Raw genomic sequence first — 25,977 nt, 5'->3', positions numbered from 1 at the left:
TCGCGTGAAGGACGAAAACCGCCACCAGAAGACGCGCCTCCTGATCGGCCTCTTGGGCCTAGTCATGGGTTTCTTCGCGCTGGAAGTCGCCCGTGACGTACCGTTCTACATCGGCGCACCCTTCGGATTTGCCGCGCTGATGACCATGATTGCAGCCGCCGCGCTGACCGACAAACAGCTAGACCAGGTCCGCGAATGGATCGGAGGCAAGCGATGAACGCCCGCCTGATGGAGAACGCAGAGCTTGCGCCCTACACATGGCTGCGCGTTGGTGGTCCAGCCGATAGGCTCTACCTTCCGAACACGGAGGAAGAGCTGAGCGAGATCCTGCGTGAGCTTTCGCCGGTCGAGAAGCTCACGGTTCTCGGCGTCGGCTCCAACGTCATCATCCGTGACGACGGCATCGAAGGCACAGTCATCCGTCTTGGCCCCGGCTTCGGCAAGATCTCCGTAGACGGCGCAAAGGTCAGCGCTGGCGCCGCTGCTCTCGATGCCAAGGTTGCCAAGGAAGCTGCGAAAGCAGGCCTCTCCGGCCTCAGCTTCTACGCAGGCATCCCGGGCACGATCGGCGGCGCAATGCGCATGAACGCTGGCGCTTATGGCGGTGAGACCAGGGACCACTTCGTCTCCGGCCGCGCCATCAACCGCAAGGGCGAGATCGTCACTCTGTCAGCGGACGATTTCGGCTTCCGCTACCGCTGGGCCGACGTCCCGGCTGACCTCGTCCTGATCGAAGCCACCTTTGAGGTGCCCAAGGGCGATGCGGAGGAAGAGCAAGCCAAGATCAAGGAGATCATGGAGAAGCGCGAGGCGACCCAGCCCATCCGCGAGAAAACCGGCGGCTCCACCTTCAAGAACCCCGACCCTGACCTTTCAGGAGGCCGCTCCGCATGGCAGTCCGTCGACGCCGTTGGCGGTAGGGGCCGCAGCGTTGGCGATGCTCAGATGTCGGAGCTCCACGCCAACTTCATGATCAACAAGGGCAATGCCACCGCCGCCGATCTCGAGACCCTCGGCGAATCGATCCGCACGGACGTGCAGAAAGAGCTCGGCTACGAGCTCGAATGGGAGATCAAGCGCATCGGGAGGCTCGCGTGACGCTCGGCTTCCGCTGGCCGCTCCTCGGCGCAGCTTTCGGCGCGACGTCCCTCCTGAGCCTGTTCGTTTTCTCCCGAGGGTCTGTGATGGAGTGGGCGCTTTTCCTGCCGCTCGTCCTTGCAGCACTTCTGGCGAGCCTCGTTGGCCTCATTCATTCACTCCGCAAGGGCTACATGATCCGTTTGGGTGCAGACGGTCAGGGTACAGCGCCCAGCCTCGCGCATATCGCAGGCCGCAGGCGTCCCCGGCGCTTTACTCTTTCGGGAGAGACCCTGACCTATGATCGGCCCTGGTTGCTGATCGATCCGCCGGTGAGGACCGAAGACGGTGAGACCATCGATAAGGTTTTCCTCGACGGGCGCTTCACAGGCGGTGGCCCTGACCGGATCGAAGCGTTCATGCGCTTCGCGCAGGGCATAAAGGACGAGAGAGAAGAGGGACACTGACCGATGGCTGACATGAAGAAAGTCCTCGTCCTGATGGGCGGCCTCTCCGCGGAGAAAGGCGTCAGCCTCGTCTCCGGTGAAACCGCTCGGAAGACCCTCGAAGCGAACGGCAGCTTCGACGTCGAAGCTATCGACGTCACCCGTGAGGTCGACCGTCAGATCAGGGACAGCTTCGGCGGGCAGGGGCCGGACGTCGTCTTCAACGCGCTCCACGGCCCCTTCGGCGAGGACGGCACGGTTCAGGGCCTCCTCGAGATGATGGGCATCCCTTACACCCATTCCGGCGTCCTCTCCTCGGCCCTCTGCATGGACAAGGCGCTCTCCAAGGACGTCATGGCCGCTGCTGGCCTGCGCGTTCCGGGCGGGCACATCGTCGAGACGGACAACCTCTCCGGCGTCCACCCGATGCCGACGCCTTACGTCCTTAAACCCATTGCAGACGGCTCGACCTTCGGCGTGGTGATCATCCGTGAGGAGAGCGATCCCGCGCCCCGGTCAGAGATCCTCCATGACGAGGTCTATGGCGGCCGCGCTATCGTCGAAACCTACATCCCCGGCCACGAGCTCACCGTCGCGCTGAAGGGTGATGAGCCCCTTGCGGTGACCGAGATCAAGGCCGACTTCTACGACTACGACGCCAAGTATTCCGACAAGGCCGCGCCCCACGTCATTCCGGCCGAGCTGCCTGAAGAGGTAACCGCCGAAGCCCTTGCGATGGCGGCCAAAGCGGGCGCTGTCCTTGGGTGCAGGGGGCTCAGCCGGGTCGATTTTCGCTGGAACCCGGAACTTGGGGTTAACGGCCTGTTTATCCTGGAGGTGAATACCCAACCGGGTATGACGCCGACGTCGCTCGCCGCCGAGCAGGCCGCCTATCGCGGCATCTCGTTCGACGAGCTCGTCCAGTGGATGGTCGAAGACGCCTCGTGCCGAAGGTAGCGAAGAAACAGACGCGCAAGCGCCCAGCAGCCAAGAAACCCGCGCCCCGGCGCAGGGTCTCCCGCCGTCAGGTCGGTGCGCTCGAAGCTCTCGGAGCAAGGCTGGACGAGGGCGGCGCGCTGATGGCGACGGGCGCCATTCAAGCCGCGTTCCTCGGGATTATCGCCGCCGCGCTCCTCGCCTTCCTCTACACCGTTTTCTCAGGCCAGCTTCAGACCATGCCGGGCCGCCTTGCGGCGCTCCCTGGTGAGACGGCGAAGCACCTCGGCCTCAACGTGATGCGCGTGACCATCAAGGGCGGGGACAGCCTTTCGACCCGTGAAGTGATGGCGGCCCTGCGCGACGACGAGCTGGGCTCGATCATCGGCCGCTCGCTCGTCACACTCGATCCGCACGAACTCCGCGAGGCAGTCGAGGCGCTTGGCCCGGTCAAGCACGCCAGCGTCACCAAGCTCTTGCCGGACACCATCCATATCTCGGTCATCGAGCGCACCCCTCGCGCGCTTTACGAGAACGGCGCAGGCGAGTTCTTCGTTGTCGATGCCGACGGAGTGCTGATCCGCGCCGCTGAGCCTGTGCAGTATACCGAACTTCTCACCATCTCCGGCACCGAAGACCCGTCCGAAGCGATGGGCTTCTTGGCGGAGCTCAGGAAGCACCCGGTCCTCTACGCCCGCACCGCAGGCATCGAAGTGGTCGGCGGGCGGAGGTTCGACATTCGCTTCCGCAACGGCTTCCTCGCCAAGCTTCCCGAGAAGGATGTGGACCAGGCGCTCCGCCGTCTCCATTCCCTAGAAGCTGGCACGGGTACGCTGGCCGAGACCCTCGACTATTTCGATCTCCGAAACCCCGACTATGCTTATTACAAGCTCAAGGGGGGCGCTGAGAAGAAGCCGTGACCGCGATCCTTTTCCTGACCGATCAGCTCACGGCCTATCAGACCGCTGACGGTTCATGGAATCGCGGCGGTTCAATCTTCGGGCGCAAGGGCAAGCTCAAGCCAGCGGCAGGGGAAATCCTCGGCCTGATCAGCGAGCCCGGCGATGTCGTTGCCTGCCTTCCGGCGTGCGGTACGACCTGCCAGACCTTGCGCGTCGGGGCCTCGATCGGGCGCCAGCTCACCCAGAACGACCTCTCCGCAGCCCTCGAAGCGGCCCTCGCCAAGGCGGGTAGGGAGTCGACAGCCGTCGTCTCGGCAGAGCTTTCCCGCACCGAAATCGACGGCGAACCCATGGCCGAGAGCCCCATCGGGCAGGCTGCTGGCCGCTTCGAAGCGGATGTCACCTCGTTCCTCAGCCCACTGGCTTTCCTGGCTGATCTCGAGCGCGCCGCCGCCGAAGCCTCACTGAAGCTCACCGGCGTCATGGCCATGGAAGAAGCCGCAGCCGCGAGCCTCAACCATCAGGTGCAGGATGGCCGCACACTGATCGTCGTGGACCGTTGGCACACCAAACTGATTGGATTTTCCGGGGAGCACGTCTCCGCTTCTGCGGTCGTCCCTGTGGGCTATGGTCACATCGCAGGCGACCTTGCTGTGACCTTCGGCCTCGATGAAGCCAAGGCGGAGGAGCAGGGGCTGCAGATGGTGCTCGGCCGGGTTCCTCCGGGTGAAGAGAAAACCTCCGAAGTCGCCCTCGCGCGCCTCGAGGAGATTGCAAGCTTCGCCACCGAAGCGGGCAAACGCGCAGGCATTGCTTTGGACGAAGTCAGCCTCCTCGGCCTTCCCGTCGCGCCCCCGGTGGAGACAGCGTTCAAGAAGACCGGCACCATCGTCCGTACACCCGGTCTTGCGCTCGACCGTACTGATCCGGCGATCATGGCGCTCTCCAAGGGTGCAGCGCTCCTCTCTGCAGGCACAGTGACCCGCACCGCGGCAACGGCACTCCAGCTTTCCGCGCCCAAGTCCAAGGGCGGGGTAATCAACTGGCTGCGCGAAAACTTCTAGACTTCTTGCGAATGGCTCTTAACTAGAGCCCATGACATGGCTCGAAGATCTGCCCGCCGCGCCCCAGCTTGGCGACCCAATGGAGGCGCCGCGCCTGCGCGAAGAGACGCTCCACTATCTCGCCCATCGGCGTTCGCTCACCGCTGCCCAGATGCAGGGGCCGGGACCGACTTCCGAAGAGGTGGACGCTCTTCTGAGGATCGCTGCACGGGTGCCGGATCACCGCCGGGTCCACCCCTTCCGCTTCATCGTCTTCGAAGGCGAAGCGCGAAGCCGCTTCGGCGATATCCTTGAGAGCGCCTACGCCAAGAAAGAGGGCACGGAGGATCCCGCGTGCCTCAAGATCGAGCGTGAGCGCTTCGAGCGGGCGCCGGTCGTCGTCGCGGTCGTCAGTGCCGTGAACAAGGAGCATAAGACGCCTGAGTGGGAGCAGATCCTGACCGCAGGCGCTGTCGCCCAAAACCTCGTCATCGCTGCAGGTGCAGCAGGCTTCGCTGCGCAATGGCTGACCGAATGGTACGCCTACGACGAAGGTGTGCTGGAAGCCGCTGGCCTCAAAGGAGACGAGCGGCTCGCAGGTTGGGTTTATCTCGGGACCCCGGCCGATGCGCCGAAGGAGCGGGCGAGAATGGACGCCAGCGCGCTTACCGAGCGCTGGTCGTCTCCTCCGAGCCAAGGTTGAGGACGCGGAACGTCACCACCGTGTACTGATAGCCTGTGATCAGGGTCAGCGCCGCAGCGGCCCAAAAGAGGCCATAGCCGAACCAAACATCACCCAGGGTGAGGATGAAAAGCGCAAGCAGCTGCACCGCCGTCTTCGCTTTGGCGAGGGCGGAAACTGGCAGCTCGCCGCCGCCCGCGATCAGTCCCTCACGCAGGCCAGCGACCCAAAGCTCGCGCATCGCGATGATGATGACCGCCGCCATCAGCCAGCCCGAGAGCGTGCCCATGGCGACAAGGACGATCAGCGCTGTGATCGTCAGCATTTTGTCCGCGATCGGGTCGAGGACCTTGCCGAGCGCGGTTTCCTCATTGCGGCGTCTTGCGACATAGCCGTCGAGAAGATCCGTACCCGCTGCGATGGCGAACAGGATCCCGGCCAGCAGGCGCTGCCCTGAAAGAGCGAGCGCCGCATAAGGGATAATCAGACCTGCGCGAAGCAGGGTCAGCCTGTTGGCCAGCGTCATCAGTCGTCCTTCTCCTGTCCGGCAAGCCACTCACCAAGCCAGTGGATGTGATAGTCACCCTTCTGGAACTCAGGCTCGTCCAACAGCTTCTCGAACAGCGGAACGGTGGTTTTGATCCCTGCGAGCACGGTTTCTTCAAGTGCGCGCTTGAGACGGTTGAGCACGAGATCCCGGTTGTCGCCGAAGACGATCAGCTTACCGATCATCGAATCGTAGAACGGCGGGATGTCGTAGCCATCATAGACCGCCGAATCGAACCGGATGCCGAGACCGCCAGGAGCGTGGAACTCGTTGATCCGGCCCGGCGAGGGCACGAAGGTCATCGGGTCCTCGGCATTGATCCGGCACTCGATAGCGTGGCCCTGGATCTTCACGTCCTCCTGCTTGAAGGACAGCGGGTTGCCGGCGGCGATCGAGATCTGCTCCCGGACAAGGTCGATACCCGTGACGTGCTCGGTGACAGGGTGCTCCACCTGCAGGCGGGTGTTCATCTCGATGAAGAAGAACTCGCCGTTCTCGTAGAGGTACTCGACCGTGCCGACGCCGAGATAGCCGAGGCCCTCGATCGCCTTGCGGGTCGTCTCGCCGATCTGCGCACGCTGCTCAGGGGTCAGGACAGGCGAGGGCGCTTCTTCGAGCACCTTCTGGTTCCTGCGCTGGAGCGAGCAGTCACGCTCGCCGAGGTGCACGACATTGCCGTGACTGTCGGCGGCGATCTGGATCTCGATGTGCCGCGGCTTCTTGAGGTAGCGCTCGATATAGACCGAGCCGTCACCGAAGGCGGCTTCCGCTTCTGAGCTTGCGGCATGGAGCTGCTGCTCCAGCTCGCCTTCATGCTCGACCAGCTTCATCCCGCGACCACCGCCGCCGGAAGCCGCCTTGATCAGGGCCGGGTAGCCGATTTCCTTGGCTGCAGCGCGTGCCTCGTCGATGTTCGACAGTGCGCCATCCGAACCAGGGACAAGCGGAATGCCAAGATCGCCGACGGCCTTTTTGGCCGCGATCTTGTCGCCCATGGTTTTGATGTGATCGGAGGAGGGGCCGATGAAGGTGATGTTGTGCGCCTTCACGATCTCCGCGAACCGGGCGTTCTCCGAAAGGAAACCATAGCCCGGGTGGATCGCGTCAGCGCCGGTGATCTCTGCGGCCGACAGGATAGCAGCGATGTTGAGATAGCTGTCCTTGGCCTGCGGAGGGCCGATGCAGACGCTCTCGTCGGCCATGCGGACGTGCATCGCCTTCGAATCCGCGGTCGAGTGAACCGCGACGGTGGCGATACCAAGTTCACGACAGGCACGGTGGACGCGAAGAGCAATCTCACCGCGGTTGGCGATCAGGACCTTCTTGAACATCGGCCTCAGGCCTCGAGAATGACGAGAGGTTCGTCGTATTCGACCGGCTCGGCATTGCGGGCGAGAATCTCGACCACCTTGCCGTCGCGGGGCGACTTGATCTCGTTCATGGTTTTCATGGCTTCGACGATCATCAGCGTCTGACCGGCTTTGACCGTTGCGCCCACCGCGATGAACTCGTCAGCGCCCGGGGACGGCGAAAGGTAGGCCGTGCCGACCATCGGCGAGCGCACGGCTTCACCGCTCGAAGGGAGCGCAGCCGGAGCGGCGGCTGCTGGTGCAGCGGCCTGAGGCGCTGCCGGCGCCGCGGCCATCATCGGTGCGGCCTGCGGGGCTTCGATCACTGTTTGCTGGACCTGCTTGGCGACCCTCAGCTTGAGGCCTCCGCGCTCGAGCTCGACTTCTGTCATGCCCGTATCGTTCAGGACGTTCGCAAGCTCGCGAACGATTTCGAGATCCTCGTCGAGGCTTTTCGCCATTCTAATGCTCTTTCCTATGCGTTCACGCCGTTCGCATCGACAAGTGCGACCGCAGCGTCAAGGCCCAGCCGATAGCTAAGAGAACCAAACCCAGCAATCACGCCATTGCAGGCCGGCGCAATGACGGACTTGTGCCTGAACGATTCGCGTGTGTGTGGGCTTGAGAGGTGCACTTCGATGACCGGCGCCTCAACAGTCAGAAGCGCGTCGAGAAGTGCAACAGATGTATGGGTATAGCCCGCTGCGTTGATCAGGACCGCAGAGCAGGCGCGCGCGTCCTGCACCATAGAGACGAGCTCGCCTTCGCTATTGGTCTGCTGAAACCGCGTGGAAAAGCCGAGGCTCTCCGCGTGCTTGCGGCACATCCTATCGATATCGTCGAGGCTTTCCGATCCATAGATCTCCGGCTGCCGCGTCCCAAGAAGGTTGAGATTCGGCCCGTTGAGAATCGCGATGGTTCGCTGGTCACTTGCAGTGCTCATCCGGGCCTTCTAGCTGCGGAGTGTGAGCATGAGCAAAACAGCCGAGCAGCAATCTGGAAAAACCTTGGCCGTGACGGTCAATGGTGAGGAGCGTGTCGTGCCCGAGGGGACCACGGTCTCAGGCCTGCTTGAGCTTCTCGGCGTCGCCACAGGCAAGGTCGCTGTGGAGCGTAACAAGGCCATCGTACCGCGCTCGACGTTTGCCGCGCAGGCCCTCTCGGACCGCGACCAGATCGAGATCGTCCGCTTTGTGGGAGGCGGCTGAAACGTGACCGCACAGCCTAACGACCCATTCGTCATCGCAGGACGGACCTTCACCTCGCGCCTGATCGTCGGCACGGGGAAGTACAAGGACTACGCCGAGAACGCCGCCGCTGCCGAAGCAGCCGGAGCAGAGATCGTCACGGTCGCCGTCAGGCGCGTGAACCTATCCAATCCCGATGAGCCGATGCTCGTCGATCACCTCTCGCCGGAGCGCTTCACCTTCCTTCCCAACACGGCGGGCTGCTTTACCGGTGAGGACGCGGTCAGGACGCTGAGGCTTGCGAGAGAGGCCGGCGGCTGGAACCTTGTGAAGCTGGAAGTGCTGTCTGATCCGGACACGCTCTATCCTGACATGGTCGAGACTCTTCACGCCCTCAAACTCCTCGTCGAGGACGGCTTCGAAGTGATGGTCTATTGCTCCGACGACCCGGTGATGGCCCGCCGTCTGGAGGATGCAGGCGCTGTCGCGATCATGCCCCTCGGCGCTCCGATCGGCTCGGGTCTTGGCATCCAGAACCGCTTGAACATCAGGCTGATAGCTGAGCAGGCGAGGGTGCCTGTGCTCGTCGACGCCGGTGTCGGGACAGCCTCCGATGCGGCTGTGGCGATGGAGCTCGGTTGCGATGGTGTCCTCATGAACACAGCCATCGCTGAGGCCCGTGACGCCATCGCCATGGCCCGTGCCATGCGCCTCGCCGTCGAGGCGGGGAGAGCAGCATATCTCGCAGGACGGATGCCGATTCGTCAGTATGGAGCAGCGAGTTCTCCAGTAGACGGAATTATTGGCTGAATCGGCCATCCTCCCGTTTAAGCTGAATTTCAGATGACGATGCGATGCCTCAATCTGTGCAGCGCGCCTTATCATTTATCGATAAGATAATGTGGCAAAAATGCTACGTTTCAAAGAAACGCTTCGTTCATGCGACCGAAACCCCACGAGGTCGGATGTTTGCTCATTGACAGAAAAGTGTCAGCGCGATGAACCTGCGCATAGGGCGTGATGGAGGCATCATCATCGCGTTTGCCGTGGTTCTGTTGATCAGAACCTTTCATTCATCGAGCTTCTCCGGAGGCTCAGGGGTAGGATAGGAAAGACATGGCTGTCGAAAACGAACTCGCGCTGTTGCGCGAAAAGAAGGTGAAGCTCGCGCTCGCCGCTGGCGCCTCGGCGTTCGCGCTGACCGCAAGCATGGCCTACGCGAATACCACCGCGCAGGATGAACCGGTCGAAATTCTGACCGAAGAAGAAGAAGAAGATCTGTTCGAAGGCGACACGGTTGTCGTCACCGGTTCGCGCCTCCGCCGTTCCGAATTCGACAGCCCGAAGCCGCTCCGCGTCTTCGAAACCAAAGACGCTAAGCAGCAAGGCCTGTTCACCGCTGGTGACATCCTTCAGTCTTCGTCGATCGCAGGTGGTGTCCAGTTCGACGCAACCTTCACCGGCGCTGTCACCGACTCGGGCCCGGGCTCGGCTACGCTGAACCTTCGTGGTCTCGGCGCTGACCGTACCCTGATCCTCCTCAACGGCCGTCGTCTTGCTCCTGCTGGTGTGCAGGGTGCTCCGACCCGTCCTGACCTCAACCTGATGCCGACCGGCGTTATCGAGCAAATCGACGTCCTCCTGGACGGCGCATCCTCGATCTACGGTTCGGACGCTGTTGCTGGTGTTGCCAACCTCATCACCCGTCAGGACTTCGACGGCGTCGAGCTTTCGCTCAACACGCGCCTTCCTGAAGCTGATGGCGGCGACTTCCTCCAGCTGTCGTTCACCGCAGGCGCCTCGAGCGACCGTGGTAACGTCATCTTCGGTGCTGAGTACCGCACCCAGGAAGAGATCAAGCGTGGCGACCGTGACTACACGCCGTGTACGCGCGACATCGAAGAGAACCTCACCACCGGTGAGCGTCGTCTTGTCTGTCAGAACACGGGCTTCGGCTCCATGCTTCTGGACCCGGGCGGGTTCTTCGAAAACGTTGGCGGTTCGAACTTTGACTTCCGTCAGTACTGGTTCGACTTCGGCGCGGGTGAAGGCTTCTTCGAAGCTCCGGTGAACAACCAGGCCGGCGGCCCGGGTGACACCGTCGACAACCTCGACGCTCCGGGTGAAACCGTGAACGGCATTGGCTCGCGTTTTGTCTACAACAACGCATACAACGCCAACCGCTTCAGCGACACGTTCGACCTCCTGCAAGCCAACGAGTTCTTCTCGGCTTACACCGGTGGTGAGTACGCGATCACGGACACCGTCGAAGTCTACTTCGAGACCCTGTACGCGAACCGTTCGGCATCGATCGACGACGCTGCTAACCAGGCGTTCCCGTCGATCCCTTGTGATCACCCGCTGATCCAGGAAGATCCGCTGTTCGCCAACTCGTCGGCTTGTACGACGGCTGCAGGCACGGGCTTCGCTTCGCTTCTCGCACTGCCTTACCTCGGCGTTGGCACCATCGGCGAAGTCGAAGTTGCTCAGGTCCGCGGTGTTCTTGGCTTCCGTGGCGACCTCGAGTGGCTCATCCCCTCGGGCAAGTACGTCACCGACAAGAACTTCGGTGTGAACATCGACAACTGGGTCTGGGATACGTACGCCAGCTTCGACCACTCGAATGGCGACTTCTCGACCTTCGCTCTCAACGACGATCGCCTGATCTTCGCTACGCAAAACGTGTCGCGTAACGGTGCCGGCGAACTCGTCTGTGACGGCGGTGGCTCGACCCTGTTCGGCTATGTTGAAGCAGAAGAGTGTGTTCCGTGGGACTTCACCGATCCTGATAACTACATCAACGGTGCTCTTCCGCAGGACTTCCTTGACTATGCGGGCGGTAACGCAACCAACCGTACGGTCATCGAGCAGACCCTCATCAACGGTGTTGTTACCGGTGATGTCTTCAAGCTTCCTGACGGCATCGTTCCGCTCGTCCTCGGCTTCGAATATCGCGAAGACAGCATCAACTCGTTCAACTCGTTCCTCATCACCTCGGGTGCGTCGCCGACCACCTCGCGTGAAGGCGACACGATTGGCCGTACTGAGCTGAAAGAATTCTTCCTCGAAACTGAAATCCCTGTCTTCAAGGGCCGTCAGTTCGCTGAAGAACTCACCTTCGGTGCTTCGGCTCGTTGGACGGAAGATGAAGTGTTCGGTTCGCTCTGGACCTACGGCTTCAACGCCAACTACCTGCCTGTCGAATGGCTGCGTCTGCGTGGTACCTACGGTACGACGTTTAAAGCCCCGAACCTGCGTCAGCAGTTCCTGGCTCAGCAGATCGATTTCGCTGGTGCGTTCACCGATCCTTGTATCGTTTCGAACTTTGAAGCGATCGACGATCCGGAAGAAGCAGCGATCGTTCGCGCAAACTGTGAAGCTCAAGGTGCAAACCCTGACGAGCTTGGCCGTAACGCCGCGACCTCGATCCCGTTCTTCCGCGGTGGTAACGGTCAGTCGCTCGACCCAGAAACCTCGGTCGGTTGGACCGCTGGTTTCGCATTCGAGCAGCCTTGGACCGATGCCTTCGACCTCGAAGCATCTGTGACCTACTACGAGTACGAGATTGAAGACTCGATCATCGAGCCTTCGACTGGCTTCATCATGAACGACTGTATCGTTCAGAACGCCAACCTCTCGAGCCCGTTCTGTTCGCGGATCACGCGTCGTAACACCGGTGACCCGGACCTGAACTTCATTCAGGAAATCGACGCATCGTTCCTGAACTCAGGTGTTGAGACGGCCAAAGGCCTCGACTACTCGCTCGACATCTCGAAAGAGTTCGTCCTGAACGATCGTCCGCTGGACATCAGCTGGCGTGGTCGCGTCAACCAACGTACGGAGCGTGAGGAAGAAATCCTCGGCGTCTTCGAAGACTTCCTCGGTGGCTTCGGTGACCAGGAGTTCGTTGGTGACTTCCGTCTGCAGGCTTCGTACGACGCCTTCACCTTCACCCTGGCTACCCAGTGGGTCGGTGCGGCTGACGACGATGAGAACGATCCTGCTGACCAGGAAAACACCCGTTCGGCTGCTAACGTCGTCTACGACTTCGGCACCTGTACGGTCGTCCAGAACGCGCCTTCCGGTGAAATCACCGGTGTGTCGCCTTCGAGCTGTGGCGCTGGTGTGTTCCGCGAAGGCTTTGTCGACGTCGACAATGCTGACGACTGGTTCCGCCATGACTTCGCGGTCAACTATGAGGCAGAGACCTGGAACGCCACGATCGGTGTCCGGAACATCCTCGACACGCCTCCGCCGCTGGTCGACGACAACGAAGGTATCTTCAACTCGGCGAACGTTCCGCTCGGTGTTGGCTACGACATCTTCGGTCGCTCGCTCTTCGCGACGGTCACCAAGTCCTTCTAATCGGGCTTTAAGAAACGCAGACCTTGCGTAAGGGAGGCCCAGCCGTCAGGCTGGGCCTTTCTCTTTCGGGACAACATCAACCATAAAAGACAATTGGGGCTCAGATCAGACTATGCTTCGTGCAGTGATCGCATTACTGGCCACGCTGGCGTTTCTCACGCCTGCCTCGGCCCAGAACGTGCCGACCTTTGAGGCTTTCTCACAGGACCCGGCCATCACAGACGCAGACATTTCGCCCAACGGACGCTGGCTTGCCGTCGTGCAGCGCGCCTCCGTCGACGGTGAGCGCTTCCTGCGCATCTACGACGCCAAAAACCTATCGAAGGGCCATCTCAGGACCCTCGGTGGTCGGAACATTGAAGTCTCTGGCGTAACCTGGGCGAACAACGACACGCTGGTCGTCAACTTCATCCAGCAGGTCAATGACGGGCCGAACACCTTCCAGATTGGCAAGGTCGCGACGATCAACCGCACTAGCGGTGGCTTCAACGAGATCCCCAAGATTCAGTTCGACCGTAAGACGCTGGGCTCTGACGCAGAGCTCCTCCAGCAGCAAGCTGGCGCGTCGGTGATCTCAAACCTTCCCCACGATCCTGAGCACATCATCATCAGCTACACGGCCGACTTTACGCGTGGCAGCGGCGGCTTCCGCCCCGTCCGTTACGTTGGCAAGGTGAACCTCAAATCGGGCCGCGTGGTTCCGACCTTCCGGGGCGATACCCGTTATGGCGGTTACCGCGTTGACCAAGACGGCAACGTCCGCCTCGCAGGCACCACGGACCCCGCTACCGGCGACGCAGTCTCCGTAGCACGCGCCAGCGGCAGCGAAGAGTGGATCGAAATCGGTCGCTCGGGCGCCGGTACGTCGTCCACGTCGCAGCAGTTCGCAGTCCTCGGCTTCTCCAGCGTCGACGATCCCAACGAACTCCTGGTGGTCTCCAATCACGAGTCCGACACTTCGGGCATCTACACGTTCGATATCCCGAGCCGCCGGTACAAGGAACTCCTGTTCCGCCATCCGCGCTATGACGCCGGCTCGGTGCGCTTCGTTCGCGATCCCAAGAACCTCAAGCAGACCTACATCACTGGCTTCACCTACACGGGCCGCGGCGGTGAGGTTGTGTGGATCGATGACTTCGAGAAGCAGTTCCATGAGCAGCTCAAGCAAGTCCTGACGGACCGCGTCAGCTCGGTCTGGTCCCAGTCACGTGACGGCAACGTCCGGGTGATCCAGGCGACGGGTGAGAAGTATCCACGTGCGTTTTACCTGTACACGCCGGACGACGGCATCCAGCTGATCGGCGAATCGATGCCGCAGCTCCGTCCCGAGCAGCTCGCTGAGCGGAAATACATCCGGTACAAGGCGCGTGACGGCTATGAGATCCCTGCTTACGTCACCATTCCGAATGGGACGCCTCCGTTCCCGACGGTAAACATGCCTCACGGTGGTCCGACTGCACGTGACACGGGCGGCTTCGATCTCTGGGCACAGGTTCTCGCGAGCCGCGGCTACGCTGTGATCCAGCCCCAGTTCCGGGTCTCCACCGGCTTCGGTCGCGAGCACCTCGAGGCTGGCTTCTCCGAATGGGGAAAGCTGCAGCAGGACGATATTGATGACGCCATGAAGTTCATGGTCGACGCAGGTATCGCTGACGAAGACCGCCTCGCGATCTTCGGCTGGTCCTATGGCGGCTACGCTTCGGCGATGGGCATCATGCGGGACAATCATCCGTACAAGTGCGCGATCCCGTCCGCAGGCGTCTACGATCTGCCGCGCTTCCGTGCGTGGCTGTTCCAAGGCGGCGGCGGCAGCCTCGCTCGTCGCTATCGTGATACGGTCGAGGGCCTGAACCCGCTCGACTATGTCAGCAAGGTGGACGTCCCTGTGCTGATCATCCACGGCACCAACGACGAGCGCGTTCCGATCATCCACTCGGATCTTCTGAACTCCGCGCTCAAGCGTGAAGGTAAGGATGTCGAGTACCTGAAGCTTAAGGACGCCAACCACTTCTTCGGCACCATCTTCTACCGCCACTGGATGGAGATGTTCCCGACGATGGTCCGGTTCCTCGACGAGGATTGCGGTCTCAAGCCGTAAGCCTGGTGAGGCCAGAAACGGAAAAGAGCGCCCCGCGGGGCGCTCTTTTTTTGTTCGTGAGAGGATTGTCCGGAGCGTCTATCGAACCCGGTGAATGCCTCAAGCAGGGGGCTTCTGGCGATCAGCCTTGGCCGCGGACGCTCTCGACCATGGCCTCGAACTGTTCGGTACGAAAACCTTCTAAGATCTCGAAACGTCCGCTCTCTGGGTTCGCAACGATGAAATAGGGCGTGCCCTGAATGCCGATCTGGCGAGCCATGTCGATCGACTGGTCGATCGTGGCCTCGATCTCCTCGGCATGGTCCTCGAGCGCTTTGTCGAGCGCGCGCGGCTTGAGGCTCGCACGTTTCGCCGCGCGTTCGATGGCGGTCTCGTCGAGAACGCCTGACGACTGGAAGAGGGCGCTGTGCATCTTGCGGTAGCCGTCAGGGTCGATCTTGGCCGCGGCCACGGAGGCAGCAGCGGCATCGCGGGACTCATCGCGAAGGATCGGCAGCTCCTGGAACACGACACGCACGGAGGGGTCGGCTTCCACAAGCGCCAGAACGTCGGCCATCGCTGTACGGCAGAAGCCGCAGTGATAGTCGAAGAACTCAACGATGATGATCGACGCGTCTTCTTCGCTCGCGCCGATGGCGTGACCCGACTGGGCGGAGACGAGGTTCGGCAGAAGCTCGACGACGCTTTCCTTCGAGGCCGTGGCGGCCTGCTCTTCGAGCTGGGTCCGGTAGGCTTCGATCGCCTCGATGATCAGCTCGGGATTGCGCATCAGCGCTTCGCGGAGGCGGCGGTCGAACTCCTCATCGCTCATGCCCGAAGGGGACTGCGCCTCTGCGCCGGTGGGGGCGGAGGCGCCGCAAGCTGCCACGAGCAGGACGGAGGAGAGGAGGGCATGGCGCAGGGTCATGGCGAACCTTCTAGCGTGGAATGACTAAAATCGGGTCTCAGGCGGCTCAGCGGCGGCGGATCTGCCGCCGCGCGTTCTGCGCCTCTTCGGCAGTCGCAACAATGATGTCGAGGGCCTGCTGGTATTCAGGCGTGCCCGCTTTCAGCCGCTCACGGGCAAGTGTCGCAAAGCGGTGGGCACTGACAGGGTTGTAGCCGTGATAGGCCGCTTCGGCCTGGGCCAGCATGGCGTACTCTTCCCGGCCATTATGGCTCTCGGCCCGTGCGAGCAGCGACCAGGCGAAGCTGTTGTTGCGCTCCTTCTGGAGGGCGGAGCGCAGGACCGCCGAGGCTTCGTTGATGTGGTGGTCACGGTCCGTCGCGATCAGCGCCCGGGCGAGGTTCACCTCGAGAAGGGCGCTGTCAGGCCCCAGCGCAATGGCGCGGCGGTGGGGGGCGATCGCTTCGGCGGGCTTGCCGTGCTCGAACAGCATCTGGCCCTGAAGCTCATGGAAATAGGGGTTCTCGGGATGGGCCGTCAGCAGCCGCTCAATCTCCCGGGTCGCACCATCTAAATCTGACGAGCGGAAGTAGGCGACCGCCCGGGCATAGCGCGCGGCGTCGCTCTGGTCGGTGAGGGGATAGACCCTGAGGGCAGCGTTCGGATCCATCAAGAACCCGTTGATCTTGGCCTGGATCATGCGGAGCTCTTTAATCTCCGCTTCTGTGTTGCCATTGCCGTAGTAGGGCGACGCCTCGGCCCGCTCCCGCAGGCGCGCAACACGCTGCACGGCGAGAGGGTGGGTCTGGAAGTAAGGGTTCGGTGCGTTGGCGCGGATCAGCTGCATGTTCCGCAGGTTGTCGAAGAAATCGAGGAGGCCTTTTGTCGAGCTCCCGACCTCGTCGAGATACCCGACGGCCGCCTGGTCCGCGGCGCTTTCCTGGCCCCGGCTGTAGGTCAGGTAGGTGTCGAGCGCTGCCTGCTGGCCAAGGCCGATAGCGCCGAAGCCTGCTTCCGGCGGAGCGCCGGCTGCGATCAGAGCCGCACCGAGGAGAAGGCCGAGCATCTGCGGGCGGGAGGCCTTGGCGATGGCGTCGCGGGTCCGGGCCGAGTGGCCGCCCGCAAGGTGGCCTGCTTCGTGGGCGATGACCCCTTCGACTTCGTTGGGAGTCTCGGCGAGGGTGATGAGGCCGGTGTGGATGCCCATTTTCAGGCCGGACGACGAGCCTGCGAACGCGTTCGGCGTCGGGTCACCGATCAGCAGGATCTCCACGCCGCCCTTGGGTAGCTGCGCCGCGTCGAACAGCGGCTCCGACATCTCGTAGAGCCATTCCTCGATCTCGGCATCGCGCAGGAGGACCTGCGCGGACGCCTGTGCGGCAAACGAAGCCACCGCAGCGAGGGCAGTGAGGGAACGGCGCCAGTTGAGCATAGAACCTCGGGACTCACGTGAATTGAGTTCCAAGGCTAGCGCCAGAAGGTGCATAAGTCTTCGCTGGCGCGTGACAATCGCGACAGTCTTACACTTCGCGACGTTGCCTAGAAGACGATCCCGATGGCCGCGCCTGAGCTGAGGGTCGCAAGGGTGCCGGAGATCAGCGCCCTTGGTGCGAGCGCGATGATGTCCGAGCGCCGGCTTTCCTCGAGAACGCCGAGCCCGCCGATGATGATCCCGAGGCTCGCAATGTTGGCAAAGCCGCAGAGCGCATAGACCATGATGAGGGTCGAGCGGTCATCGAGCGTACCGTCTTCGAGAGAGACGAGCGAGGTATAGGCGATGACCTCGTTGAGGATGGTCTTGATACCCATCAGCTGACCGGCGGCACCGGCCTGCTCCCAGGGAACACCAGCAAGCCAGACAAGCGGCGCGAAGACGAAGCCAAGGAGGCGTTCCAGCGTCAGCGGCTCACCGAACACTTCGGGAAGACCGCCGAGGATGAGGTTGATGAGCGACGCCAGCGCGATGAAGGCAAGGATCGCCACGACGATGTTCGCCCACAGCTTGCCGCCTTCGGTGGCGCCAGCAGTGAAGGCGTCCATGGTGTTCTCGTAGGCAAAGCCAGACGCTGTCTCATCGACCTTGGTGGGCACTTCGCCTTTCTCCGGCGGAACCATCAGTTCGGAGAAGAGGAGGGCGGAGGGCACCGAGATGACCGAAGCCACGAAGATATGCCCGAGCATCGCTTCGCTGATCGGCGAGAGGATGAAAGCGTAGAGCGTCATCACCGTGCCCGCGACGGTCGCAAACCCGCAGGTGATCACGGCGAAGAGCTCTGACCGCGAGAGGTTGCGGAGGAGGGGCCGGATCAGCAGCGGCGCTTCGGACTGGCCAAGGATCACGTTGGCCGCAGCCGAAAGGCTGATCGCGCCGCCCGTGCCGAGGAGGCCCTGCAGCACGAGCGAGAAGCTGCGGATGATGATCTTCAGAATGCCCCAGTGCCAAAGGACGGCCGCGAGCGCCGAGACGACGACGATCAGCGGCAGCGCCTGGAAGGCGAAGATAAAGAGCCCGGGGTTTTCACCCTCCGCCGGGGCGAAGGGCATGTTGTCGGACCGGCCCACGTAGCCGAACAGGAAGTCGGTCGCCGTGCCTGTGGCTTCGGAAAGCGCCAGCACGATGCCGTTGACCGCAACGAGGCTGTCGCGCGCGGCCGGGATCTGCAGGAAGATGAAGGCGAGGCCGACCTGGAAGGCCACCACCGCGACGAAGCGCTGGATCGGGGGAAGCTTCAGCTTCCGCTCCGAAAACAGCCAGGCAATCGCCCAGAACGCGACCATGCCGATCGCGCTCTGGATGCGCGGATCGAACGACAGGCCGCTCATCCGCAAGTCTCCACTGTCGCGACACCCCTGCCGCTCATCCACCCGCCCCGCATCATGTCTATCAGTCCTTCTGGAACGCCCGCGACCACCAGCCGACCTTGCGCGGCTTGGAGGGATCGGCCGGAGTATCGGTCCGGTCGATCTTCGAAGCCGCAGCCTCTTCGGCCTCCTCGACGTCAGTAGTTTCGTCAGCCTCGGCCTGGGCTTCCGCCTCGGCGTTCATCGGAGCCTCTTCAGCTTCGGCCGGTGCGGGCTCTTTGCCCGCGTCCTCTGATGCCTCGGCGCTCGCTTCGCGCTTTTGGTCCAGGTCGATGACATTGTCCGCAGCCTCAGGTTCGGAGCTGACAGCCGATGCTGCGTCCTCGCTAGCCTCCGGCGCTTCGGCTTCGGCGGCGGTGGAGGCGACGGCGGCAGCAGCAGCGGCCTTGTCGGCTTCGCTCACATCGTCTGCCGGCTTGTCCTCGGTATCGGTCTCCGCGGAGGCGTCGTCATTGTCGTTGCCTGCCTCGGCACCGTCCTCGCCAGACTTGCGGTTGCGGCGGCCACCACGGCGGCCACGGCGACGGCGGCGCTTGGGCTTGTCCTCGCCGTCCTCGTCGTCGGAGCTGTCGGACTTGGTCTCTTCAGAGGCCTTGTCTTCCGAAGCTTTCTCTTCCGAGGCGCCATCCTCGTCGGCGTTCTCGTCCGAGCGAGCCTCGTTCTGGTCGTCGGCCTTGTCCTCGGCTCCGCCCTTGCGGCGGCGACGGCGACGGCGACGCTTCGGCTTGTCCTCGGAGCCTTCTTCGTCGGACGTGCTGCTCGTCTCGCCAGCGCTTTCGCCGGGCAGTTCGGGCGCTTCGAAGTCCGAGAGGGGACCGTCGTCTCCGATGGTATCTTTCAGCGACACGCCTTCGGCAGGGGTGCCTGAACCCGTCACTTCGTACTGGTCACCATACCTGCCGCTGTCGGCGAGGATGTTCGTCTTGACCCCGTAGAGGCCTTCCATCCGTTCGAGCCAGGCGCGCTTCGTGTTCAGGATGTAGAGCGCGACTTCGGTCGAGGTCTTCACCGTCACGAGGCCGACCTTGCCGGCAGCGGCCTCGCCCTCGGCAGCGCGGAGGATGCGGACGGCAGCCATCTCGTGGCTGCGCACGGCGCCTGCGCCCTCGCAGACCGGGCAGGCCTGCGTGGTGCCGTCGACAATACCGGAGCGGCGACGCTGGCGGGACATTTCGAGGAGGCCGAAGGAGCTGATCGAGCCGATCTGCGTCCGGGCGCGATCGTTCTTCATCGCGTCCTTGAGCTTCTTCTCCACCGCACGGTTGTTGCGGTTCTCTTCCATGTCGATGAAGTCGACGACGATGAGACCCGCAAGGTCGCGCAGGCGGCACTGGCGCGCCACTTCCACGGCAGCTTCGGAGTTCGTCTTGAGCGCCGTCTGCTCGACGTTCCGCTCCTTGGTGGCCTTGCCGGAGTTCACGTCGATCGAGACGAGCGCCTCGGTCTGCTGGATGACGATGTAGCCGCCAGACTTCAGCTGGACCGACGGGTTGTACATCCCGTCGAGCTGTTCCTCGACCTTGTGCTTGAGGAAGAGGGGCGCGTCGCCCTTGTGCTGCTGCACGTGCTTCGCGTGGCTCGGCATCAGCATCTTCATGAAGTCTTTGGCTTCGCGATAGCCCTCGTCGCCCTGGACGATGACCTTCTCGGTGTCCTTGTCGTAGAGGTCGCGAATGGCCCGCTTCATCAGGCTGGCTTCTTCGTAGATCAGCGAAGGCGCGACGCTTTCCAGCGTCTTGTCACGGATCGTCTGCCAGAGCCTGTTGAGATAGTCGTAGTCGCGCTTGATCTCGACCTTGGAGCGCTTGGCCCCGGCGGTGCGGATGATCAGGCCCATGTTCGGCGCGATGTCGAGCTCGCTCATCGCCTTCTTCAGGCGACGGCGGTCTGACTGCGAGGTGATCTTGCGGGAGATGCCGCCGCCGCGGGCGGTATTGGGCATCAGGACGCCGTAGCGGCCAGCGAGGCTGAGATAGGTGGTGAGCGCTGCGCCCTTGTTGCCGCGCTCTTCCTTGACGACCTGCACCAGCATGATCTGGCGGCGCTTGATGACCTCCTGGATCTTGTAGGCGCGCAGCAGGCGGTTGCGATCGCGCTTGGCTTCTTCATAGCGCGAGCGGAGCTTGTCGATTTCCTTCTGGCGCGCACGCGCGGCCAGCTCTTCTGCGGTGGGTTCAGGCTTGGCCTTCTTGCCCTCGTCGTCAGCGCGAGCCTCGGCGTCGCCGGTCTCGTCTTCAGCGACCGCTTCTTCTTCGGCGTCTGCTTCTGCGACAGGCTCCTCAGAGGAAGCTTCGGCTTCAGCTTCATCCTCGCTGCGGAGAGCTTCTTCAGGCTCAGCTTCGAGAGCGGCCGACTTGTCGTCAGCATCAGCCTCTTCGTCGTCACCGTGTTCTTCGGTGCGGCGCTCTTCCTCTTCTTCCTCTTCCTCAGCGTCCTTGCGCTTGGCGTCGTCGTCAGAGGCTTCAGCTTCGTCGCGGCTGCCAACGGCAGAGATCAGGTCTTCGTCGGCGGCGTGGTAGAAGCCATCTTCCGCGCCGTCTTCTTCGGGCACGAAGTCCGGCGATGCCGGCTCTTCCTCAGCCTTGTCGTCGGAGGCATCAGCGGAAGCTTCTTCGGGCTGGTTGTCTTCGTCACGGTCCGAGCGGCCGCGCAGCTCGTCCTCGTCATCGGGGTCGATCGCGTCGTCATCGTCGTTCTGGTTCAGCTCAGCGAGCTTTTGCGCCAGCTCGACCTCGAGGGCCTCGGCCTTGCGCAGGATCTCACGGTCCGCGACCGGGATCTGGTAATAGTCAGGATGGATTTCGCCGAACGCGAGGAAGCCATGGCGGTTGCCGCCATACTCGATGAAGGCTGCCTGGAGGCTCGGTTCGACCCGGGTGACCCGGGCGAGATAGATGTTCCCGCGGAGAGGCTTACGGGAGGCGTACTCGAAATCGAAATCTTCGACCTTCCCACCCTGAAGGACCGCGACGCGCGTCTCCTCCCGGTGGTAAGCGTCGATAAGCATGGTTTTGGGCATTGATGACTCCGTGGCTGCGGCGATGCGCCGGACCAGCCAAGTTCAGGTGTTCGGTGGGTGCGCCTGGCGGGACGGAGACGCGCGCATCGCCGCTGGGGCGGAGCGCGGTATGAGGTCTCGTCGTGGCCATCGCGTATCTTTCGGGTGCGCCCGGGGGCCTGATCGGCGGGGCGCTTCTTAGTGTTGGAGCCCTCTTGAGAGGCCCCGGTGTCGCTTCTCAGGTGCCACCGGCGAGAGGCCGGGCCCCAGGGTCGAAGCTCCCCTTGAGGCAGGAGGGCCGGGTCTCGCGGAGATATCTCGCGGGCCGGGCGCCATTCTTGACAACCAGTCTTTGCTCCCATTCCCGATCAGTTTCAAGAAGGGGAACGCGGGCTATGACGAAACGTTGTCTAACCCCATGCTTAACGCCGCATTAAGTCCCGCCATGTCAGCGCAGAATCAAGGTTTATGGGAGTAACGATGCGCCGCCTTCTCGTCCTTCCTCCGCTACTCGTCGTCGTGCTCTGCGGTTTCCTCGCTGTGAGTGAGGAACGCGGTACGCCCGTCGAGGTGCAGGCTGTCCGCCTGGGCGTGGACGGCAAAGGGCAGACGCGGATCGTGCTCGACCTCGACCGCCGCCCTGATTTCCTCGTCGGCCCGTCCGTGGAGGCTGGGCCTGAGATCATGGTGCATCTCGAGAACGCGACCTTCGCCATGGGGGCAGGGGGCGCAGGGATGCAGCCGGGCAAGGGCGTCGTCGACAATCTCTCCTACCAGCCGCGCCTGCTGAGGCTCGCTCTTGAAGAGCCTGCGCTGCCGTCGCGCCAGTTCATCCTGCCGCCGAGCGGTGACATCGAGCATTTTCGTCTGGTGATCGACCTCGACAAGGTCGACCAAAAAGCCTTCGCGAAAGAGGCTGCATCCTTCCGCAAGCCGCCCGAGCCGGAGCCTGCCCCTGCGAAGGAGCCCAAGAAGGACGATCCCCGCGTCGCCTCAGGCTGGACACCGCCTTCGCGCAGTAAGCTTGTCGCTCCACCGTCGCTCAAGCCATCCAAACGTGGCCAGGGCGAGCCCGAAGTCCTCGCCTACGACATGCCGGAGCTGCCGCCCGAGCCGACCCAGCCGCGCGTGAAGGAACGTCCGCTGATCGTCCTCGACCCGGGCCACGGCGGCTACGAGCCTGGCTCGATCGGGCAGGGCGGCACACGCGAAGAAGACGTGGTCCTCGCTTTCTCCAAGGACCTGAAGCGGGCGCTGCTCCGCCGGGGCTATGATGTGCTCCTCACCCGCGAAGACGATACCTACGTGAAGCACGAAGACCGCATCGGCCTCGCCCGCGAGCGTCAGGCTGACCTCTTCATGTCGATCCACGCGGACAGCAACGAAGACCGCTCGCTTCGCGGTGCTTCCGTCTACACCCTTTCGGCCCGCCGCTCGGAGAAGCTCGAAGACGAGATCCGCAGCCACGGTCAATTCCAGCTCTTCGATGTCGAGGTGAGCAATGATGACGGCGTCGGCGACATCCTCCTCGACCTCGCCCAGACCGCGACCCGGCACAATTCAGACCGTCTCGCGACGTCATTGATCGATCACATGCGGCCGACCATGCCGCTTCTGAAGAACCCCAAGCGCAGGGGTGCCCTGCTCGTGCTTCTCTCGCCTGACGTCCCGGCTGTCCTCGTGGAGCTCGCCTTCATGTCGAACACTTCGGACGAAGCGAATCTCAAGAGCGCAGCATGGCGCAGGACTTCGGCTGCTTCGATCGCAAACGGCGTTGAGGATTACTTCAACCAGGCCGGTGTCGAAGACAGGCTCGCCGGCGGTTCCGCCGACAGCGGCTTCTAGGGGCCAGCACCGATTGTGACTGGGCTGGGAGCGTGTAAGGGGGCGTCCATGGCAGTCTTCCAACGTCTTGCCCTCGCAGGGCTTCTCTTCCTCGTCGCAGGCTGCGTCACGTTCCGCAGTGGCCCGACGATCTCCGCCAGTAGCGACGAAGCCTCGGTTTCCGGCGCTTACCTTCAGGGCCGCTTCGCTGCCCAGTCCTTCGACATTCCCCGTGCAGGCGCCGCCTTCGAAGAAGTCTCGCGCAAGTTCGGCGGGCAGGAGAGCAACCAGACCGCCTTCGGCTACGCCCTCGCAGCAGGTGATTTCGACGAAGCCGTCCGCCAGGCCCGCCTGATCGTCGCGGAAGGGCAGGAGCCTTCGGGCGACAATCCCGAAGGTGAGGGCATCCAGTCCGACCTCCCCATTCTGACCCTCGCCTCCGCCGCCATGAGCGATGGCGATGCCGAGGAAGCCGCAGCGCTGCTGGAGCAGCCGCTGCGGTCCTCGCTAGGCCGCTCTTTGTCAGCGCTGCTCAGAAGCGCTGCGATGTACGAAGTCGGCGGTTTCGACGCCGCCGCTGAGGCGCTTAATCAGCAGGCTGAGGGCACCTTCCGCGGGCTCGTTCCTCTGCATGCGTCGTTCCTCTACCGCCTGACCGGAGACCTTTCGGCAGCGGAGAACGCCTTCCGCCAGTCGATCAACGCGCCGCGCAGCCAGATCGCAGGCATGGCCTACGCCCGGGTCCTTGAGGACAAGGGCCAGAGCGCCGATGCCGCCACGCTCTACCGCGCAATCATGGAAGACGCTGGCCTCTACAGCCGTGCCGGACGCTTCGGCCTCGCGCGCCTTGATGCCCTCGAAGGCAGCACACGGAGCTTTGACCGCCTTGCTGACAAGAATTCCCGCCTCGTGACCAACGGGCGTGAGCTCTACGCACTGGCGCTCGAAAGCTTTGCATGGCTCGGCTTCGAGCAGGCGATTGGCATTCAGCAGAACCAGCCGGGTGCAGAGCAGCTTCGCCGCTCCTCCCTCGTCATTCCCCTGGGCCTCGCGAACCTCGCCAGGGCCGTCGATCCAGGCCGAGACGGCGCGCACTACATCGCTGCGATGATCTTCGGGATTTATGAGACGCCGGAAGTCTCCTCGCAGATTGCCGCCATGATCCCGCCGGAGAGCTGGATCTATGACTACGCCATCCTCGAAGTCGCCAATGCCCAGATCGACATGGGCGATACAGACGGCGCGATCAGCACCCTGAGGAAGGCGCTGCGCATCGACGACGGCGTCCCGCAATGGGCGCTCCAGCTGCACCTGCACCTCGCGGCCGAAGGGCGCTACGATGAGAGCGACCGCGCTGCGACCCGCGCGATTGAGTCGGCTGAGCGTCTGGGTGTCAGCGAGACCTCACTCTGGCGCTACTATTTCTCCCGTGGGGCCATGCGCATTGAAGCAGACCGCTGGGAAGACGGCATCGCAGACCTCGAAAAGGCTCTCGCCCTCGCACCTGACGAGCCGCTCATCCTCAATCATCTCGGATACTCTTACGTTGAACGCGGAGAGAACCTCGAGCGGGCCTTTGGCATGATCGAGCGGGCTCTCGAGATCGACCCGCAGAACGGTGCCATCGTGGACAGCCTCGGCTGGGCCCACTTCCAGCGTGGCAACTACGAAGAAGCGGTTGAGCTGCTCGAACGCGCCGTGGGTCTTGAGCCTGCCGATGCGGTGATTACGGATCATCTGGGCGATGCCTACTACATGACCTACCGCGACCGCGAGGCAGTCTATGAGTGGCGCAGGGTCCTCGATCTCGAGGATGCCGATGACGAGCTGAAAGCCGCTGTCACCCTCAAGCTCGACGGCGACTTCTCCGAAGCCCCGGTTCTCGCCGCGAGGAGCGGGTCGTGACCGAGGCCGTCATCTTCGCGCCGGTCAAGATCAACCTTGCGCTCCATGTTGGTCCTCCGCGGGCTGATGGATACCATCCCGTCGATACGCTCTGCGTTTTTCCCATGCTGGGCGATGTCCTCGCCTATGACCCCGAAGGCCCGCCGGGCATCGATTTCACCGGGACCTTCGGTGAAGAGCTGGCAGGCGAGGGGCATGCGGACAATCTGATCTGGCGTGCATTCCTGCTTCTCGATCTCGAGCCTCAGGGCCGCTTCCTCCTCCAGAAGGAGACGCCCATCGCCTCCGGTATCGGGGCGGGGACAGCAGACGGTGTGGCCGCGATGCTGCTTCTCAACGATGTCCATGAGCTGGGCTTCGATGCCGACCAGCTGCGCCGCCGCTCGCTGGGTCTCGGCGCTGACGGCCCTGTGTGCATGGCTGGCCAGATCAATGGCGGCGGCGTCATCCGCGCCTCCGGCATCGGCGAGCGCATCACGCTGACAGAGCGCTGCGAGCCCGAAGCCATCGTCCTCGCCAATCCCGGCTACGCTGTCTCTACCGGAGAGGTTTTCCGCCGCTTCGATGCAGGCGATCCCAGCCCGCTGACCCCGGCGGCTTACGAAAGGACTGGCGGCGCGGCGGGCATGGTCCACCGGAACCGCAACGACCTACTCGCTCCGGCAGAAGAGATCGAGCCCGCGATTGAACCGCTGATCGCCACCATGTCGGCCCAGCCCGGCGCGCGCGCTGCGTCCATGTCCGGCTCCGGTGCGACCTGCTTCGCGATCCACGCGAGCGCCACCTCCGCCGAACGGGCAGCGCGGGACCTCAGGGCCCAAGGGTTCTGGGCCGAATCGTCGTTCATTCTCCCAGGTAACGCCTGACCTT

22 protein-coding genes are annotated in these 25,977 nt (G+C 63.1%); 14 read left to right on the top strand and 8 right to left on the bottom strand.

The features are described from left to right. Positions 1–4 precede the first annotated feature (4 nt). From HK107_RS01750 to HK107_RS01720, 7 genes are read left to right on the top strand one after another with little or no spacing between them, the layout of a single operon-like run. Positions 5–217 (top strand): hypothetical protein, encoded by a 213-nt coding sequence (locus HK107_RS01750; RefSeq protein ID WP_173196203.1) that lies wholly within the window; start codon positions 5–7, stop codon positions 215–217. After that, positions 214–1,098: a UDP-N-acetylmuramate dehydrogenase gene (murB, locus tag HK107_RS01745; protein WP_198912267.1), complete on the top strand. Its 885-nt coding sequence runs from the start codon at positions 214–216 to the stop codon at positions 1,096–1,098. The genes HK107_RS01750 and murB overlap by 4 nt, the downstream gene beginning before the upstream one ends. Further along, the gene (locus HK107_RS01740) at positions 1,095–1,544 is read left to right on the top strand and encodes a hypothetical protein (protein WP_173196199.1); all 450 of its coding nucleotides are present in this window, start codon (positions 1,095–1,097) and stop codon (positions 1,542–1,544) included. The genes murB and HK107_RS01740 overlap by 4 nt, the downstream gene beginning before the upstream one ends. Positions 1,545–1,547: 3 nt before the next feature. Then, a complete protein-coding gene (locus HK107_RS01735; protein ID WP_198912266.1) occupies positions 1,548–2,480 on the top strand; it encodes a D-alanine--D-alanine ligase in 933 nt (310 codons plus the stop codon). Continuing rightward, entirely contained in the window at positions 2,468–3,379 is a 912-nt protein-coding gene (locus tag HK107_RS15580; protein ID WP_173196197.1) for a cell division protein FtsQ/DivIB, read from the top strand. Before HK107_RS01735 ends, HK107_RS15580 begins: the two co-directional genes overlap by 13 nt. Beyond that, complete coding sequence (locus HK107_RS01725; RefSeq protein WP_173196195.1) at positions 3,376–4,425, top strand: cell division protein FtsA; 1,050 nt, start codon at positions 3,376–3,378, stop codon at positions 4,423–4,425. Before HK107_RS15580 ends, HK107_RS01725 begins: the two co-directional genes overlap by 4 nt. Before the next feature lie 31 nt (positions 4,426–4,456). Beyond that, the gene (locus HK107_RS01720) at positions 4,457–5,107 is read left to right on the top strand and encodes a nitroreductase family protein (RefSeq protein ID WP_198912265.1); all 651 of its coding nucleotides are present in this window, start codon (positions 4,457–4,459) and stop codon (positions 5,105–5,107) included. Here HK107_RS01720 and HK107_RS01715 read toward each other — a convergent pair. The 4 genes from HK107_RS01715 to aroQ are packed head-to-tail and all read right to left on the bottom strand — an operon-like array spanning position 5,070 to position 7,925. Next, positions 5,070–5,612, bottom strand: coding sequence for a CDP-alcohol phosphatidyltransferase family protein (locus HK107_RS01715; RefSeq protein ID WP_173196193.1), 543 nt, complete (start codon positions 5,610–5,612; stop codon positions 5,070–5,072). The two genes, HK107_RS01720 and HK107_RS01715, sit on opposite strands and share 38 nt — an antisense overlap. Then, positions 5,612–6,964: an acetyl-CoA carboxylase biotin carboxylase subunit gene (gene accC, locus HK107_RS01710; protein WP_173196191.1), complete on the bottom strand. Its 1,353-nt coding sequence runs from the start codon at positions 6,962–6,964 to the stop codon at positions 5,612–5,614. Before accC ends, HK107_RS01715 begins: the two co-directional genes overlap by 1 nt. Before the next feature lie 5 nt (positions 6,965–6,969). Beyond that, a complete protein-coding gene (gene accB, locus HK107_RS01705; protein ID WP_173196189.1) occupies positions 6,970–7,443 on the bottom strand; it encodes an acetyl-CoA carboxylase biotin carboxyl carrier protein in 474 nt (157 codons plus the stop codon). A gap of 14 nt (positions 7,444–7,457) precedes the next feature. Continuing rightward, a complete protein-coding gene (aroQ, locus tag HK107_RS01700; protein ID WP_173196187.1) occupies positions 7,458–7,925 on the bottom strand; it encodes a type II 3-dehydroquinate dehydratase in 468 nt (155 codons plus the stop codon). A gap of 28 nt (positions 7,926–7,953) precedes the next feature. On the opposite strand from aroQ, the gene thiS reads away from it, so the two are divergent. The 4 genes from thiS (at position 7,954) to HK107_RS15925 (ending at position 14,632) form a co-directional block, all read left to right on the top strand. Next, on the top strand, positions 7,954–8,190 hold the full coding sequence (gene thiS, locus HK107_RS15480; protein ID WP_198912264.1) for a sulfur carrier protein ThiS: 237 nt from the start codon (positions 7,954–7,956) through the stop codon (positions 8,188–8,190). Positions 8,191–8,193: 3 nt separating this feature from the next. Continuing rightward, entirely contained in the window at positions 8,194–8,979 is a 786-nt protein-coding gene (locus HK107_RS01695; RefSeq protein WP_332871465.1) for a thiazole synthase, read from the top strand. 306 nt (positions 8,980–9,285) lie between these two features. Further along, entirely contained in the window at positions 9,286–12,534 is a 3,249-nt protein-coding gene (locus HK107_RS01685) for a TonB-dependent receptor domain-containing protein (protein WP_173196183.1), read from the top strand. A gap of 124 nt (positions 12,535–12,658) precedes the next feature. Then, a complete protein-coding gene (locus tag HK107_RS15925; RefSeq protein WP_173196181.1) occupies positions 12,659–14,632 on the top strand; it encodes an alpha/beta hydrolase family protein in 1,974 nt (657 codons plus the stop codon). A 121-nt stretch (positions 14,633–14,753) separates the two neighbouring features. Here the strand turns inward: HK107_RS15925 and HK107_RS01675 are convergent, their stop codons facing one another. The 4 genes from HK107_RS01675 to HK107_RS01660 all read right to left on the bottom strand — a co-directional run bounded on the left by HK107_RS01675 (position 14,754) and on the right by HK107_RS01660 (position 21,399). Further along, positions 14,754–15,539, bottom strand: a complete 786-nt coding sequence (locus HK107_RS01675; protein ID WP_173196179.1) for a DsbA family protein — start codon at positions 15,537–15,539, stop codon at positions 14,754–14,756. 46 nt (positions 15,540–15,585) lie between these two features. After that, positions 15,586–16,950 carry a M48 family metalloprotease gene (locus HK107_RS01670; RefSeq protein ID WP_173196177.1) on the bottom strand — a complete coding sequence of 455 codons (1,365 nt, stop codon included), beginning with the start codon at positions 16,948–16,950 and terminating at the stop codon, positions 15,586–15,588. A gap of 107 nt (positions 16,951–17,057) precedes the next feature. Beyond that, positions 17,058–18,341, bottom strand: a complete 1,284-nt coding sequence (locus tag HK107_RS01665) for a NupC/NupG family nucleoside CNT transporter (protein ID WP_173196175.1) — start codon at positions 18,339–18,341, stop codon at positions 17,058–17,060. 61 nt (positions 18,342–18,402) lie between these two features. Further along, positions 18,403–21,399, bottom strand: coding sequence for an Rne/Rng family ribonuclease (locus HK107_RS01660; protein ID WP_173196173.1), 2,997 nt, complete (start codon positions 21,397–21,399; stop codon positions 18,403–18,405). Positions 21,400–21,858: 459 nt separating this feature from the next. Here HK107_RS01660 and HK107_RS01655 point away from each other — a divergent pair, with 459 nt between their 5' ends. The 3 genes from HK107_RS01655 to HK107_RS01645 are packed head-to-tail and all read left to right on the top strand — an operon-like array spanning position 21,859 to position 25,973. Then, complete coding sequence (locus tag HK107_RS01655; RefSeq protein WP_173196171.1) at positions 21,859–23,223, top strand: N-acetylmuramoyl-L-alanine amidase family protein; 1,365 nt, start codon at positions 21,859–21,861, stop codon at positions 23,221–23,223. Positions 23,224–23,271: 48 nt separating this feature from the next. Continuing rightward, the gene (locus tag HK107_RS01650) at positions 23,272–25,107 is read left to right on the top strand and encodes a tetratricopeptide repeat protein (protein WP_173196169.1); all 1,836 of its coding nucleotides are present in this window, start codon (positions 23,272–23,274) and stop codon (positions 25,105–25,107) included. Beyond that, the gene (locus tag HK107_RS01645; protein ID WP_173196167.1) at positions 25,104–25,973 is read left to right on the top strand and encodes a 4-(cytidine 5'-diphospho)-2-C-methyl-D-erythritol kinase; all 870 of its coding nucleotides are present in this window, start codon (positions 25,104–25,106) and stop codon (positions 25,971–25,973) included. The genes HK107_RS01650 and HK107_RS01645 overlap by 4 nt, the downstream gene beginning before the upstream one ends. Positions 25,974–25,977: the final 4 nt, after the last annotated feature.

Origin of the sequence: Parvularcula mediterranea, assembly GCF_013085255.1 — a bacterium.
Lineage (GTDB): Bacteria > Pseudomonadota > Alphaproteobacteria > Caulobacterales > Parvularculaceae > Parvularcula > Parvularcula mediterranea.
The sequence above is the reverse complement of the archived record's forward strand: the minus strand, read 5'-3'. Positions and strand labels throughout refer to the sequence as shown.

Coding starts and splice junctions, on each gene's coding strand:
- aroQ (WP_173196187.1), bottom strand. CDS start 7,925: ATGAGCACTGCAAGTGACCAGCGAACCATCGCGATTCTCAACGGGCCG.
- HK107_RS01720 (WP_198912265.1), top strand. CDS start 4,457: ATGACATGGCTCGAAGATCTGCCCGCCGCGCCCCAGCTTGGCGACCCA.
- murB (WP_198912267.1), top strand. CDS start 214: ATGAACGCCCGCCTGATGGAGAACGCAGAGCTTGCGCCCTACACATGG.
- HK107_RS01675 (WP_173196179.1), bottom strand. CDS start 15,539: ATGACCCTGCGCCATGCCCTCCTCTCCTCCGTCCTGCTCGTGGCAGCT.
- HK107_RS01670 (WP_173196177.1), bottom strand. CDS start 16,950: ATGCTCAACTGGCGCCGTTCCCTCACTGCCCTCGCTGCGGTGGCTTCG.
- thiS (WP_198912264.1), top strand. CDS start 7,954: ATGAGCAAAACAGCCGAGCAGCAATCTGGAAAAACCTTGGCCGTGACG.
- HK107_RS01735 (WP_198912266.1), top strand. CDS start 1,548: ATGGCTGACATGAAGAAAGTCCTCGTCCTGATGGGCGGCCTCTCCGCG.
- accC (WP_173196191.1), bottom strand. CDS start 6,964: ATGTTCAAGAAGGTCCTGATCGCCAACCGCGGTGAGATTGCTCTTCGC.
- HK107_RS01655 (WP_173196171.1), top strand. CDS start 21,859: ATGCGCCGCCTTCTCGTCCTTCCTCCGCTACTCGTCGTCGTGCTCTGC.
- HK107_RS01715 (WP_173196193.1), bottom strand. CDS start 5,612: ATGACGCTGGCCAACAGGCTGACCCTGCTTCGCGCAGGTCTGATTATC.
- HK107_RS01665 (WP_173196175.1), bottom strand. CDS start 18,341: ATGAGCGGCCTGTCGTTCGATCCGCGCATCCAGAGCGCGATCGGCATG.
- HK107_RS01660 (WP_173196173.1), bottom strand. CDS start 21,399: ATGCCCAAAACCATGCTTATCGACGCTTACCACCGGGAGGAGACGCGC.
- HK107_RS01650 (WP_173196169.1), top strand. CDS start 23,272: ATGGCAGTCTTCCAACGTCTTGCCCTCGCAGGGCTTCTCTTCCTCGTC.
- HK107_RS01685 (WP_173196183.1), top strand. CDS start 9,286: ATGGCTGTCGAAAACGAACTCGCGCTGTTGCGCGAAAAGAAGGTGAAG.
- accB (WP_173196189.1), bottom strand. CDS start 7,443: ATGGCGAAAAGCCTCGACGAGGATCTCGAAATCGTTCGCGAGCTTGCG.